Below are 14,372 nucleotides of genomic sequence, written 5' to 3'. Positions count from 1 at the left end.
GCAGGCCCGGTGGTCGGGAGGGCGATGGCGGATGCTGCCGCCATACAGCCCTGGCGTCTTATGCCGGACGATAAACACGCACATTGGCATGTCCCTCACTGAGCAGGTGGTGTGCGTGCAGTCGGCTCATCACACCCTTGTCGCAATACAGCAGGTACTGGCGTGTTTCATCCAGCTGCTTGAAGCGACTATTAATTGCATAAAATGGCATCACCTGGACTTCGATGCCCTCGATCACCAGGGGTTCGTCTTCCTGGGCATCGGGGTGACGGATGTCGATGACGATCTGGCCAGGCAGCGCTTCGCGCACTTCTTCCACCTCGACGTCCTTGCCCAGCTCATCGATCACGTGGTCGATCGAGATGAACTTGGCGCGTTCGAGGGCGCGCTCCAGCACGGCCATGTCGAATTGCTTCTCTTCATGCTCCATGCGGTGACGCTTGGCGTGGGTGGTCGGGTTTACCGAGATCACGCCGCAGTATTCAGGCATGTGCTTGGCGAAGTCGGCGGTGCCGATTTCGGTGGCCTGGTCGATGATGTCCTGCTTGTGGCTGGCCAGCAGCGGGCGCAGCACCAGCTTATCGGTCGCCGAGTCGATGATCGACAGGTTCGGCAGGGTCTGGCTGGAGACCTGGGAAATCGCCTCGCCGGTGACCAGCGCGTCGATCTGCAGGCGGTCGGCCATATGGGCGGCGCCGCGCAACATCATGCGCTTGAGGGTCACGCCCATGTAGCTGTTGTCGACCTTGTTGAGGATCTCGCCGACCACTTCTTCGAACGGTACGCTGATGAACAGCACGCGCTGGCTGCTGCCGTACTTTTTCCACAGGTAGTGGGCAACTTCCATCACCCCCAGTTCGTGGGCACGGCCGCCGAGGTTGAAGAAGCAGAAGTGGGTCATCAGGCCACGGCGCATCATCTGGTAGGCCGCCACGGTGGAGTCGAAGCCACCGGACATCAATACCAGGGTTTGCTCCAGAGCGCCCAGCGGATAGCCGCCGATGCCCTGGTGCTGGTTGTGGATCACGTACAGGCGCTGGTTGCGAATTTCGATGCGCACCAGGACTTCCGGGTTCTTCAGCTCGATGCCGGCGGCGCCGCACTGCTGACGCAGCTGGCTGCCGACGTAGCGGTCGACGTCCATCGACGTGAAGTCATGGTGGCCGCCGCGCTTGCAGCGTACGGCGAAATGCTTGCCCGCCAGCAGGTGACCGAAGTGCTGCTTGCACTTCTCGACGATGTCGTCGAAGTCGCCGAGCGGGTATTCCTCGACCTGCAGGAAGTGGGTGATACCCGGCGTGCAGGTGAGGCGCTCGATCATCTCGCGCTGGACCTTCTCGTCTTCGACGCGGGTGACCACTTCGAGATTGTCCCAGACACCATCGACCGCGAGCTCAGGATCCAGATCCTTGAGCACGTTGCGGATGTTCTTGCCGAGCTGACGGATGAAGCGCTTGCGCACCGGCCGGCTCTTGATGGTGATTTCTGGGAAGACTTTGACGATAAGTTTCATTGGTTAACAGCGCGCGCAGGGCCTGCCGAAAATGAGGGGCGCGAATTATATCGGAAATTGCTCAGGATTTGACCAACTTTTGATCAGAAGCTTTGAGATAAATGCAAGGCCGGGGTTTTGGGGTGCCTGTTCCGGCCCTTTCGCGGGTAAACCCGCTCCTACAGGGGATTGCACAATCTTCGAAATCCCTGCGGTCCCTGTGGGAGCGGGTTCACCCGCGAAGAGGCCCTCAAAGAAAGCACAACACCAAGCACGTGCACCTTATTGGTGCACTGATACTAAAAACCGCATCTTAAGGGTGCACTTTTCCCCGCCACCCTGTCGCCAGATGCCCGCAAACGCCCTCTTTTATCCCGCCCTCGCCATTTTCGGGCACTGGCATGCAATTTGCTCCCTTGTGAGGCAGGTAAGCTTGGCCGACTATCCGCGCCCGGCAACACCCTTTTTCCAGGGCAGCGGCCCACCGCGCTCTAGACCATCCGGAGGACAACATGTCGAAGTCGGTTCAACTCATCAAAGATCATGACGTCAAGTGGATTGATCTGCGTTTCACGGACACCAAAGGCATTCAGCACCACGTGACCATGCCGGCGCGTGATGGCCTGGACGAAGATTTCTTCGAAGTCGGCAAGATGTTCGACGGTTCCTCCATCGCTGGCTGGAAAGGCATCGAAGCCTCCGACATGATCCTGATGCCGGTCGATGACACCGCCGTGCTGGACCCGTTCACCGAAGAGCCGACCCTGATCATCACCTGCGACATCGTCGACCCGTCGAGCATGCAGGGCTACGATCGCGACCCACGCGGCATCGCCAAGCGCGCCGAAGAGTACCTGAAGAGCACCGGCATCGGTGACACCGTATTCGCTGGCCCAGAGCCTGAGTTCTTCATCTTCGACGAAGTGAAGTTCCAGTCGGACATCTCCGGCTCGATGTTCAAGATCTTCTCCGAGCAAGGCTCGTGGATGACTGGCGCTGACGTGGAAGGCGGCAACAAAGGCCACCGTCCTGGCGTCAAAGGCGGCTACTTCCCAGTTCCGCCGTTCGACCACGACCACGAAATCCGTACCGCCATGTGCAACGCACTGGAAGAAATGGGTCAGACCGTTGAAGTTCACCACCACGAAGTGGCGACTGCCGGCCAGAACGAAATCGGCGTCAAGTTCAACACCCTGGTGAAGAAAGCTGACGAAGTACAGGCCCTGAAGTACGTCGTGCACAACGTTGCCGACGCCTACGGCCGTACCGCCACCTTCATGCCGAAGCCACTGTACGGCGACAACGGCTCGGGCATGCACGTGCACATGTCGATCTGGAAAGACGGCAAGAACACCTTCTCGGGTGAAGGCTATGCCGGCCTGTCCGACACCGCCCTGTACTTCATCGGCGGTATCATCAAGCACGGTAAGGCCCTGAACGGCTTCACCAACCCGTCGACCAACTCCTACAAGCGTCTGGTCCCAGGCTTCGAAGCCCCGGTCATGCTGGCCTACTCGGCGCGCAACCGTTCCGCCTCGATCCGTATTCCGTACGTCGGCAGCCCGAAAGCCCGCCGTATCGAAGCGCGCTTCCCGGACCCATCGGCCAACCCGTACCTGGCCTTCGCGGCCCTGCTGATGGCTGGCCTGGACGGCATCCAGAACAAGATCCACCCAGGCGATGCTGCCGACAAGAACCTGTACGACCTGCCGCCTGAAGAGGCGAAAGACATCCCGCAAGTCTGCGGCAGCCTGAAAGAGGCCCTGGAAGAGCTGGATAAAGGCCGTGCGTTCCTGACCAAGGGCGGCGTGTTCTCCGACGACTTCATCGATGCCTTCATCGAGCTGAAGAGCGAAGAAGAGATCAAGGTCCGTACCTTCGTGCACCCGCTGGAATACGAGCTGTACTACAGCTGCTGATCTGATCGGCGCCTGGCGCCGATGACGTGATCAAGACGGCCTCCTTCGGGAGGCCGTTTTTGTTTCTGCCCACGCAGAACCCTCGCCACTCCCGCTATGCTCTATCTTGGTGCACAACTGCCAGCCGTGCCCCTATTTGCTCCCCAATCTGGGTCAAGTGAAACGTTTCATCCAGAGTTTCTGATCCGAAAGTGCGCAGATACAGGCCTTTATGGGCAAATCTCGCTTCTTTTCGGAGCTTTGGTTTGTTTCTTGCATTTTCCTGGCATCAGCGGATCCACAGCGCGCCCGGCTCTGGCCACCCAGTGCCAGGCAAGCGCCAAAAGAGGTCAACGACGCCTTATGACCATCAGCGATGCACAGCACCGTCTGCTTCTGGACAACCTGACCACCGCCACGCTCCTGCTGAACGCCGAGCTGCGCCTGGAATACATGAACCCGGCGGCAGAAATGCTGTTGGCCGTCAGTGGCCAGCGCAGCCATGGGCAGTTCATCAGCGAGCTGTTCACCGAGTCGACCGAAGCGCTCAGCTCGCTGCGCCAGGCGGTGGAACAGGCGCACCCGTTCACCAAGCGCGAGGCGCAGCTGACCTCGCTGACTGGGCAGACCATCACCGTCGACTACGCTGTCACGCCGATTCTGCACCAGGGCCAGACCCTCCTGCTGCTCGAGGTGCACCCGCGCGATCGGCTGCTGCGCATCACCAAGGAAGAAGCCCAGCTGAGCAAGCAGGAAACCACCAAGATGCTGGTGCGGGGCCTGGCCCACGAGATCAAGAACCCGCTCGGTGGCATCCGCGGCGCGGCGCAACTGTTGGCCCGCGAGCTGCCTGAAGAGGGCCTGCGCGACTACACCAACGTGATCATCGAAGAGGCCGACCGCCTGCGCAATCTGGTCGACCGCATGCTGGGCTCGAACAAACTGCCCTCGCTGGCCATGACCAACATCCACGAAGTGCTGGAGCGGGTCTGCAGCCTGGTGGACGCCGAAAGCCAGGGCTGCATCACGTTGGTGCGCGACTACGACCCGAGCCTGCCGGATGTGCTGATCGACCGTGAGCAGATGATCCAGGCGGTGCTGAACATCGTGCGCAACGCCATGCAGGCGATCAGCTCGCAGAACGAATTGCGCCTGGGCCGCATCACCCTGCGCAGCCGTGCGCTGCGCCAGTTCACCATCGGCCATGTGCGCCACCGCCTGGTGGCACGCGTCGAGATCATCGACAACGGCCCGGGCATCCCGTCGGAACTGCAAGACACCCTTTTCTATCCCATGGTCAGCGGGCGCCCGGACGGTACCGGGCTGGGCCTGGCCATCACCCAGAACATCATCAGCCAGCACCAGGGCCTGATCGAGTGTGAAAGCCACGCGGGCCATACCGCCTTCTCGATTTACCTGCCTCTGGAACAAGGAGCCACCGCCTCATGAGCCGAAGTGAAACCGTATGGATCGTCGACGATGATCGCTCCATCCGCTGGGTCCTGGAAAAAGCCCTGCAACAGGAAGGCATGACCACCCAGAGCTTCGACAGCGCTGATGGCGTGATGGGCCGCCTGGCCCGCCAGCAACCGGATGTGATCATTTCCGACATCCGCATGCCGGGCACCAGCGGCCTTGACCTGCTGGCCCAGATCCGCGAACAGCACCCGCGCCTGCCGGTCATCATCATGACCGCTCACTCCGACCTCGACAGTGCCGTGGCGTCCTACCAGGGCGGCGCCTTCGAGTACCTGCCCAAGCCGTTCGACGTGGACGAGGCGGTGTCGCTGGTCAAGCGCGCCAACCAGCATGCCCAGGAGCAGCAAGGCCTCGATGTGCCACAAGCTTTGGCCCGTACGCCAGAGATCATCGGCGAAGCGCCGGCGATGCAGGAGGTGTTCCGCGCCATCGGTCGCCTGAGCCACTCCAACATCACGGTACTGATCAACGGTGAGTCCGGCACCGGCAAAGAGCTGGTGGCGCATGCGTTGCACCGCCACAGCCCGCGTGCGGCGTCACCGTTCATTGCCCTGAACATGGCAGCCATCCCCAAAGACCTGATGGAGTCCGAGCTGTTCGGCCACGAGAAAGGCGCCTTTACCGGTGCGGCCAACCTGCGCCGCGGCCGCTTCGAGCAGGCCGACGGCGGTACGTTGTTCCTCGACGAGATCGGCGACATGCCCGCCGACACCCAGACCCGCCTGCTGCGGGTGCTGGCCGATGGCGAGTTCTACCGGGTGGGTGGCCACGTGCCGGTCAAGGTGGATGTGCGCATCATTGCCGCCACCCACCAGAACCTGGAGTCGTTGGTGCAGGCTGGCAAGTTCCGCGAGGACTTGTTCCACCGGCTCAATGTGATCCGCATCCACATCCCGCGCCTGGCCGACCGCCGCGAAGATATCCCTGCGCTCGCCCGCCACTTCCTCGCTCGCGCCGCGCAGGAGCTGGCGGTGGAGCCAAAACTGCTGAAGCCGGAAACCGAAGAGTTCATCCGCAACCTGCCGTGGCCGGGAAACGTGCGGCAGATGGAAAACACCTGCCGCTGGATCACCGTGATGGCGTCCAGCCGTGAAGTGCTGATCGGTGACTTGCCACCCGAGTTGCTCAACCTGCCGCAGGACGCGGCCCCCGTGACCAACTGGGAACAGGCGCTGCGCCAGTGGGCGGACCAGGCGCTGGCCCGTGGCCAATCGAACCTGCTCGACAGTGCGGTGCCCAGTTTCGAACGGATCATGATCGAGACCGCCCTCAAGCACACGGCCGGCCGGCGTCGGGATGCGGCGTTGTTGCTGGGCTGGGGGCGCAATACCTTGACGCGCAAGATCAAGGAGCTGGGGATGAATGTCGCTGGCGGCGATGAGGATGACAGCGAAGACCATTGAGTCATACACAGGCCATTCAATACTGGGGCTGCTTTGCAGCCCTTTCGCGACACAAGGCCGCTCCTACAGGGCCGCGCTTACCTTGAATCCAGCGCGGACCTGTAGGAGCGGCCTTGTGTCGCGAAAGGGCCGCAAAGCGGCCCCAATCATTTCTGCCGCAATGCACCGATCCTGTGCCCTCTGCACCGCACGAAGGCACAAAAACCCTCAAAACCTGGCAAAAAAGCCCTGAAAGCCAATGTTTCCGGGTTTTGCAAAACTGGCACGCCCCCTGCAATAAGTCCTGTATCTCCCGTTTCGGGGTCCTCGGTACAGGCAGGCCGGGAAAACCCCTCTTTTATTTGCAGTAGCGCAAGTTTTGGGGACCCTGGTACAGGCAGGCCGGGACATCCCCTCTTTTATTCGTGCAGCCTCACCTGCACACGCCAACGCCCAGCGTCCTCTGCACCGGCCCACTCGCCGTGCAGAGGGCGCGCGGCCACCACCGTCAGCAACAGCCCTTCCTCGCTTTTCTGCACACGCCAGCCCACCGGTTTGCCCTGCAGGCTCAATTGCCCCCGCTGGGCCTTGCCCTGGGCCTCGAACAGCACGGCAACCGTCCCCTCGACGTTCTCGCCATGCAGCTTCGGCTCTTCGTTGAACCATAGGTCGAGCCCGTCTTGTACCACCTCAACCTGCTCCAGCACCCGCTCATCGGGGGTGGTCAGGCGGCCGATCATCAAGCCCACCATCAGGCCGACAATGGCCAGCGATAGCATCACCCGTGGGAAGGCCTTCGAACGCAGGTCCGGTTCAGGGGTAGAATGCTCGTCATCTTCACGCCTGGAGCCGTGCATGTTTCACGTCATCCTTTTTCAACCAGAAATTCCGCCGAATACCGGCAACATCATTCGCCTCTGCGCCAACAGCGGCTGCCACCTGCACCTGATCGAGCCCATCAGCTTCGAACTGGATGACAAGCGCCTGCGCAGGGCGGGGCTGGACTACCACGAGTATGCCACGCTCAAGCGCCACGAGAGCCTGGCCGGATGCCTGGAAAGCCTGGGTAACCCACGGCTGTTCGCCTTCACCACCAAGGGCTCGCACCCCTTCCATGAAGTGGCTTACCAGCCGGGCGACGCCTTCCTGTTTGGCCCCGAAAGCCGCGGTTTGCCAGCCGACGTGCTGGACAGCCTGCCGCCCGAGCAGCGCTTGCGCCTGCCGATGCGGCCGGGGTGCCGCAGCCTTAACCTGTCCAATACCGTGGCGGTGACGGTGTATGAGGCTTGGCGGCAGAACGGGTTTGCCGGAAGCTGACCCATTGCCTGCTCTGGCCTCTTCGCGGGCAAGCCCGCTCCCACAGGTTTTAGTAGTACCCCTGTAGGAGCGGGCTTGCCCGCGAAGAGGCCGGGCCAGGCAACAGAGCAATAAAAAGGCGACCCCGTAGGTCGCCTTTTTACTAACCGCCCGTCATCACTGAACGGTCGGCGTCTCGCCCGCTTCCTGCATACGCTGCAGCTCTTGCGCGTACAGGGCGTCGAAGTTGACCGGCGACAGCATCAGCGCTGGGAACGAACCGCGGGTCACCAGGCTGTCCAGGGTCTCACGGGCGTACGGGAACAGGATGTTCGGGCAAAACGCGCCGAGGGTGTGGCTCATCGACGAAGCGTCGAGGTTGGCGATCAGGAAGATGCCGGCCTGCTGCACTTCAGCGATGAAGGCCACTTCGTCACCGTTCTTGACGGTCACCGACAGGGTCAGCACCACTTCATGGAAGTCGCCTTCCAGGGCTTTCTGCTTGGTGTTCAGGTCCAAGGCAACGCTCGGCTCCCACTGCTGGCGGAAGATCTGCGGGCTTTTCGGGGCCTCGAACGACAGGTCACGCACGTAGATGCGCTGCAGGGAGAACTGAGGGCTGTTGTCTTCGGCAGCTGCGCCGTTGGTCTGTTGGTCAGTCATGGCAGATCCTTATCCTAATGTTTTTGAATGCAGTGCAAATCAGGCCGCCAGCAGCGCGTCGAGCTTGCCGGCGCGCTCCAGGGCATAGAGGTCATCGCATCCACCGACATGGGTGCTGCCGATCCAGATCTGTGGCACCGACGTACGGCCGGCCTTCTGGCTCATTTCGGCGCGAACCTGCGGTTTGCCGTCGACCTTGATTTCCTCGAACGCAACGCCCTTGCTCTCGAGCAGGTATTTGGCGCGCATGCAGTAGGGGCAGTAGTCGCTGGAATAAACGATGACGGGCTTCATATCACTTCACCAGGGGCAGGTTATCGGCTTTCCAGCTGGAAACGCCACCGCTCAACTTGGCGGCGTTGTAACCAGCTTTGAGCAGCTCGCGGCAGAGCGTGCCGGACTGCTGGCCCATCGCATCGACGATGATCAGGGTCTTCTCTTTGTGCTTTTCCAGCTCGGCCATACGGCTGACCAGCTTGTCCTGCGGGATGTTCACGGCACCCACGATGTGGCCCGCGGAATATTCCTTGGCGGTGCGGATGTCGATGACCAGGGCCTTGTCAGCGTTGACCAGGGCAGTCAACTGGCCATTGCTCAGGCTCTGGCCGCCACGGCGGACTTCATTGATGAGCAGCAGGACCAGCAGAACAACGAAGATCGCAACCAGGATGTAGTGATCTGTCGCGAATTGAATCAGGTGAGCAACCATCAGCGGTGTTCCAGGCGATTGAAAATGCCGGCCAGTATACACAGCCCCCCATGACCACCAAAGCCCGACTGGCCGGCCAGAAAAGCAGCTTTGCCCTGGCACGCTGGATGCGCCGGTCGGGGGATGGGACGAATATTCGCCGTTGATGGCGCATTTGCCCTAAAATGCGTGTCTTTATCATCTTTGAACAACCGTGAGTTTGATTGATGACGAGTACGCCCAAACCCCTGGTCCTGATCATCCTGGATGGCTTCGGCCACAGCGAAAGCCCCGAATACAATGCCATCTATGCCGCCAACACACCGGTCTATGACCGCCTGCGCGCCAGTCAGCCGCATGGCTTGATCTCCGGTTCAGGCATGGATGTCGGCCTGCCAGACGGGCAGATGGGCAACTCCGAAGTCGGCCACATGAACCTCGGTGCCGGCCGCGTCGTCTACCAGGACTTCACCCGGGTCACCAAGGCTATTCGTGATGGCGAGTTCTTCAGCAACCCGGTGCTCACCGGCGCGGTAGACAAGGCTGTCGGTGCCGGCAAGGCCGTGCACATCCTCGGTTTGCTGTCCGACGGCGGCGTGCACAGCCACCAGGACCACCTGATCGCGATGGCCGAACTGGCCGCACAGCGTGGCGCCGAAAAAATCTACCTGCACGCCTTCCTCGACGGCCGCGACACGCCGCCGCGCAGCGCCGAGTCGTCCATCGAGCTGCTCGACAAGACCTTCGCCAAGCTGGGCAAGGGCCGCATCGCCAGCCTCATCGGCCGCTACTTCGCCATGGACCGCGACAACCGTTGGGACCGCGTTGCCGCGGCCTACAACCTGATCGTCGACAGCGTTGCCGACTACACCGCAGACACCGCCCTGGCCGGCCTTGAAGCCGCCTACGCCCGTGAAGAAAACGACGAGTTCGTCAAAGCCACGCGCATTGGCGAGGCGGTCAAGGTCGAAGACGGCGACGCGGTGATCTTCATGAACTTCCGCGCCGACCGCGCCCGCGAACTGTCGCGTGCCTTCGTCGAGCCGGACTTCAACGAATTCCCGCGTGCGCGCCTGCCGAAGATGGCGGCCTACATCGGCCTGACCCAGTATTCGGCAAAAATCCCGGCGCCAGCAGCCTTTGCACCGTCCAGCCTGGACAACGTGCTGGGCGAATACCTGGCCAAGAACGGCAAGACCCAGCTGCGCATCGCCGAGACCGAAAAGTACGCGCACGTCACGTTCTTCTTCTCGGGCGGCCGTGAAGAGCCGTTCGAAGGCGAAGAGCGCATCCTGATCCCGTCGCCGAAGGTCGCCACCTACGACCTGCAACCGGAAATGAACGCGCCGGAAGTCACCGACCGCATCGTCGAAGCCATCGAGCAACAGCGTTTCGACGTGATCATCGTCAACTACGCCAACGGCGACATGGTCGGCCACACGGGCGTGTTCGAGGCCGCGGTCAAGGCCGTCGAAGCGCTGGATACCTGTGTTGGGCGTATCGTCAAGGCGCTGGATAAAGTCGACGGTGAAGCGCTGATCACCGCCGACCACGGCAACGTCGAGCAAATGGAAGACGCCTGCACCGGCCAAGCGCACACCGCGCACACCACCGAGCCAGTGCCGTTCATCTATGTGGGCAAGCGCAAGGTCAAGGTCCGCGAAGGCGGCGTGCTGGCCGACGTGGCGCCGACCATGCTGAAACTGCTGGGGCTGGAAAAGCCTGTGGAAATGACCGGGACGTCGATCCTGATCGACGCCTGAGTTGCCTTCATTCGCAGCACAAGGCTGCTCCTACAATGGCCTGCGCACCGCCTGTAGGAGCAGCCTTGCGCTGCGAATGGGCCGCAAAGCGGCCCCAGATTCAAGGTTTCCAGACAAACGCCTCGCCGCATCTGCCGCGAGGCGTTTTTTTTGCAGGCTCGCGCGGGCATACTAGGCCAGTCTCCATCCCTGGTACGCCCAACCCCATGCTCCGCGCCCTGATCCTACTCGCCCTGTCTTGCCTGCTCAGCCCGGCATTTGCCGATGAGCGCGCACAGACCCAGCAACAACTGGACGCCACCCGCCAGGACATCGCCGAGCTCAAAAAGATGCTGGGCAAGCTCCAGGAAGAGAAATCCGGCGTGCAGAAAGACCTCAAGTCCACCGAGACCGACATCGGCAACCTCGAGAAACAGGTGGAGGCCCTGCAACAAGAACTAAAAAAGACCGAGGGCGAGCTGGAGCGCCTTGATACCGAGAAAAAAAAACTCCAGAGCGCCCGCGTTGAACAACAACGGCTGATTGCCATCCAGGCCCGTTCCGCCTACCAGAACGGCCGCGAGGAATACCTCAAGCTGCTGCTCAACCAGCAGAACCCCGAGAAATTCGCCCGCACCCTCACCTATTACGATTACCTGAGCAAGGCGCGCCTGGAGCAACTGCGCACCTTCAACGAGACCCTGCGCCAGTTGGCCAACGTCGAGCAGGACATCGCCCGCCAGCAGGAGCAACTGCTGGCCCAGCGCGCCGACCTCGACAGCCGCCGCCAGGCCCTCGAGACCGAGCGCAGCAAGCGCCAGCAAGTACTGGCCAAGCTCAACAACGACATGAAAGACCGCGACCAGAAGCTGCAGGCCCGCGAGCAGGACCAGGCCGACCTTGGCAAAGTACTCAAGACCATCGAGGAAACCCTGGCACGCCAGGCCCGCGAGGCAGAGGAAGCGCGCAAGAAAGCCCTGTTGGCCCAGCAAGAGGCGGAAAAACGCCGCCAGCAGGAAGCCCTGGCCGCCGCCGCTGCGCGCGAAGAAGCCCGCGAGCCGGTCGAGCCGCCGAAAAAGGCCCGCACCACCCTGGGCCCGATGGTTTCCAGCGATGGCGCCAACTACGGCGGCGCTTTTTCTGCTGCACGGGGCAAACTTCCGTGGCCCGTCAATGGTCGATTGCTGGCACGCTTCGGCGATGCACGCGGCAGTGACGCCCGGGCCAAATGGGACGGGGTGATGATCAGCGCCAACCCAGGCACGCAAGTACGCGCCGTACACGGCGGCCGTGTGGTGTTTGCCGACTGGTTGCGCGGTGCTGGACTTCTGGTCATTCTCGACCATGGTAATGGTTACCTGAGCCTGTACGGCCACAACCAGAGCCTGCTCAAGAGCGCCGGTGACATCGTCAAAGCCGGCGAAGCCATCTCCACCGTGGGTGACAGCGGTGGCCAGGACAGCGCAGGCTTGTACTTCGCCATCCGCCAGCAGGGCCGGCCTACCGACCCGTCGCAGTGGTGCAGAGGCTAGGGTTTGTCCGAAAAACAACCCCGTTCACATTTTTACGGCGTAGCCTGAATGCTGCGCCGATGCTCCTCACGGAGCGCCTTCAGGATCAGGAGTTCGTTCGACATGCTGCACTCGCCTCGTCTCACCCAGCTGGCCCTGTCCATCGCCCTGGCGGTCGGCGCGCCCCTGGCCATTGCCGCAGAGCCGGCCAAGCCAGCAGCGGTGCCAGCTACCGAGGTGACGGCCAAGGCGCCGCTGCCGCTGGAGGAGCTGCGCACCTTCGCCGAGGTCATGGACCGCATCAAGGCCGCTTACGTTGAGCCGGTGGACGACAAGACCCTGCTGGAAAACGCCATCAAGGGCATGCTCAGCAACCTTGACCCGCACTCGGCCTACCTCGGCCCCGAGGACTTCCAGGAGCTGCAAGAGAGCACCAGCGGAGAATTTGGTGGCCTGGGTATCGAAGTGGGCCAGGAAGACGGCTTCATCAAGGTGGTTTCGCCCATCGATGACACCCCCGCCTCCCGGGCTGGCGTGCAGGCCGGTGACTTGATCGTCAAGATCAACGGCGCCCCGACCCGCGGCCAGACCATGACCGAAGCCGTGGACAAGATGCGCGGCAAGGTCGGCGAAAAAATCACCCTGACCCTGGTCCGCGATGGCGGCAACCCGTTCGACGTGACCCTCGCCCGCGCGGTGATCCAGGTCAAGAGCGTGAAAAGCCAGCTGCTGGAAAACGACTACGGCTACATCCGCATCACCCAGTTCCAGGTCAAGACCGGCGACGAGGTGGGCAAGGCCCTGGCCAAGCTGCGCAAGGACAATGGCAAGAAGCTGCGCGGGGTGGTGCTCGACCTGCGTAACAACCCCGGCGGCGTGCTGCAGTCGGCGGTCGAAGTGGCCGATCACTTCCTGACCAAGGGCCTGATCGTCTACACCAAGGGCCGTATCGCCAACTCCGAGCTGCGCTTCTCTGCCGACCCGGCCGACGCCAGCGAAGGCGTGCCATTGGTGGTGCTGATCAACGGCGGCAGCGCCTCGGCGTCTGAAATCGTCGCTGGCGCCCTGCAAGACCAGAAGCGCGCCGTGCTGATGGGCACCGACAGTTTCGGCAAGGGCTCGGTGCAAACCGTGCTGCCGCTGGCCAACGACCGCGCCCTGAAGCTCACCACTGCGCTGTACTACACCCCCAACGGCCGCTCGATCCAAGCCCAGGGCATCGTGCCGGACATCGAAGTGCGCCCGGCCAAACTCACTGCCGAAATCGATACCGACAACTTCAAGGAAGCCGACCTGCAGGGCCACCTGGGCAACGGCAACGGCGGCGCCGAGCGCCCGACCGGCAGCAGCAAGCGCAAGGAACGCCCGCAGGACGATGACTTCCAGCTGAGCCAGGCCCTGAGCCTGCTCAAGGGCTTGAACATCACCTCGGGTAAATGATTGCGCCCATGCGGTATCTGCTGTGTCTGCTGTGCTGCCTGTTAGTCGGCGTCGCCCAAGCGGCGCCGGCCAGCAAGGCCTACATGAGCATCATCATCGACGACCTGGGCCAGAGCACCGAGCGTGACAGCCGCACGCTCGCCCTGCCCGGCCCGGTCACAATGGCAATCATGCCCGACACCCCGCACGCCAGCGATTTCGCCCGCCAGGCACACAAAGCCCACAAGACGGTGATCCTGCACATGCCCATGGACCCGGCTACCGGCCCCTATGCCTGGCACCCCGGGCTACCGCTGCCCGAACTGGCCAGCCGGCTCGACGCGGCCTTGGCCAAGGTGCCGTACGCGGCCGGCATCAACAACCACATGGGCAGCCGCATGACCGCCCAACGTGAAGCCATGACCTGGCTGATGGGCGAACTGCAGCGCCGCCACCTGTTCTTCGTCGACAGCCGCACCAGTGCCGCCACGGTGGCCGCCGCCGAAGCTCAGGCGCAGGATGTGGCACACGTGTCGCGGGATGTGTTTCTGGATGACGTGCGCACCCCCGAAGCCATTGCCGGGCAACTGCAACTGGGTGTCGCGATGGCCCGCAAGCAAGGCTCGGCCGTGTTGATCGGCCACCCCTACCCGCAAACCCTCGAGGTACTGGCACGGGAAATCCCGCGCCTGAGAAGCCAGGGCGTTGAGCTGATCGGGCTCAAACAGATGATTGCCGAACGCGGCAACCAGGCCATGCCTGCCCACGGCAAACATGGCCGGTACAGCAACCGCTGAACGCC

The 14,372-nt window shown here is 62.4% G+C and carries 13 protein-coding genes; 8 read left to right on the top strand and 5 right to left on the bottom strand.

Annotation, left to right across the window (positions count from 1 at the left end):
- Positions 1–58 precede the first annotated feature (58 nt).
- Positions 59–1,513 (bottom strand): tRNA uracil 4-sulfurtransferase ThiI, encoded by a 1,455-nt coding sequence (gene thiI / locus GIB19_RS00685; protein WP_027592385.1) that lies wholly within the window; start codon positions 1,511–1,513, stop codon positions 59–61.
- 491 nt (positions 1,514–2,004) lie between these two features.
- On the opposite strand from thiI, the gene glnA reads away from it, so the two are divergent.
- The 3 genes from glnA (at position 2,005) to ntrC (ending at position 6,272) form a co-directional block, all read left to right on the top strand.
- Positions 2,005–3,411, top strand: a complete 1,407-nt coding sequence (gene glnA, locus GIB19_RS00680) for a type I glutamate--ammonia ligase (RefSeq protein ID WP_008095432.1) — start codon at positions 2,005–2,007, stop codon at positions 3,409–3,411.
- Between the two features lie 342 nt (positions 3,412–3,753).
- Positions 3,754–4,839, top strand: a complete 1,086-nt coding sequence (gene glnL / locus GIB19_RS00675) for a nitrogen regulation protein NR(II) (protein WP_027592384.1) — start codon at positions 3,754–3,756, stop codon at positions 4,837–4,839.
- A complete protein-coding gene (ntrC, locus tag GIB19_RS00670) occupies positions 4,836–6,272 on the top strand; it encodes a nitrogen regulation protein NR(I) (RefSeq protein WP_027592383.1) in 1,437 nt (478 codons plus the stop codon). Before glnL ends, ntrC begins: the two co-directional genes overlap by 4 nt.
- 398 nt (positions 6,273–6,670) lie before the next feature.
- Here the strand turns inward: ntrC and GIB19_RS00665 are convergent, their stop codons facing one another.
- Entirely contained in the window at positions 6,671–7,108 is a 438-nt protein-coding gene (locus GIB19_RS00665) for a hypothetical protein (RefSeq protein WP_027592382.1), read from the bottom strand.
- On the opposite strand from GIB19_RS00665, the gene trmL reads away from it, so the two are divergent.
- Positions 7,107–7,568, top strand: coding sequence for a tRNA (uridine(34)/cytosine(34)/5-carboxymethylaminomethyluridine(34)-2'-O)-methyltransferase TrmL (gene trmL / locus GIB19_RS00660; protein WP_027592381.1), 462 nt, complete (start codon positions 7,107–7,109; stop codon positions 7,566–7,568). The two genes, GIB19_RS00665 and trmL, sit on opposite strands and share 2 nt — an antisense overlap.
- A 156-nt stretch (positions 7,569–7,724) precedes the next feature.
- Here trmL and secB read toward each other — a convergent pair whose 3' ends face one another.
- From secB to GIB19_RS00645, 3 genes are read right to left on the bottom strand one after another with little or no spacing between them, the layout of a single operon-like run.
- A complete protein-coding gene (gene secB, locus GIB19_RS00655; protein ID WP_027592380.1) occupies positions 7,725–8,210 on the bottom strand; it encodes a protein-export chaperone SecB in 486 nt (161 codons plus the stop codon).
- 39 nt (positions 8,211–8,249) lie between these two features.
- Positions 8,250–8,504, bottom strand: a complete 255-nt coding sequence (gene grxC / locus GIB19_RS00650) for a glutaredoxin 3 (protein ID WP_003249204.1) — start codon at positions 8,502–8,504, stop codon at positions 8,250–8,252.
- 1 nt (position 8,505) lies between these two features.
- Positions 8,506–8,919 (bottom strand): rhodanese-like domain-containing protein, encoded by a 414-nt coding sequence (locus tag GIB19_RS00645; protein WP_027592379.1) that lies wholly within the window; start codon positions 8,917–8,919, stop codon positions 8,506–8,508.
- A gap of 206 nt (positions 8,920–9,125) precedes the next feature.
- On the opposite strand from GIB19_RS00645, the gene gpmI reads away from it, so the two are divergent.
- From gpmI to GIB19_RS00625, 4 genes are all read left to right on the top strand, one after another.
- Positions 9,126–10,661: a 2,3-bisphosphoglycerate-independent phosphoglycerate mutase gene (gene gpmI, locus GIB19_RS00640; RefSeq protein ID WP_274882781.1), complete on the top strand. Its 1,536-nt coding sequence runs from the start codon at positions 9,126–9,128 to the stop codon at positions 10,659–10,661.
- Between the two features lie 206 nt (positions 10,662–10,867).
- Positions 10,868–12,172 (top strand): murein hydrolase activator EnvC family protein, encoded by a 1,305-nt coding sequence (locus GIB19_RS00635; protein ID WP_027592377.1) that lies wholly within the window; start codon positions 10,868–10,870, stop codon positions 12,170–12,172.
- A 102-nt stretch (positions 12,173–12,274) separates the two neighbouring features.
- Positions 12,275–13,591 carry a S41 family peptidase gene (locus GIB19_RS00630; protein WP_027592376.1) on the top strand — a complete coding sequence of 439 codons (1,317 nt, stop codon included), beginning with the start codon at positions 12,275–12,277 and terminating at the stop codon, positions 13,589–13,591.
- Positions 13,592–13,599: 8 nt separating this feature from the next.
- The gene (locus GIB19_RS00625; RefSeq protein ID WP_274882780.1) at positions 13,600–14,367 is read left to right on the top strand and encodes a divergent polysaccharide deacetylase family protein; all 768 of its coding nucleotides are present in this window, start codon (positions 13,600–13,602) and stop codon (positions 14,365–14,367) included.
- Positions 14,368–14,372 lie beyond the last annotated feature (5 nt).

Origin of the sequence: Pseudomonas sp. ITEM 17296, assembly GCF_028895205.1 — a bacterium.
Taxonomy (GTDB): Bacteria; Pseudomonadota; Gammaproteobacteria; order Pseudomonadales; family Pseudomonadaceae; genus Aquipseudomonas; species Aquipseudomonas kermanshahensis.
This window is presented reverse-complemented; position numbering and strand designations above follow the sequence as displayed.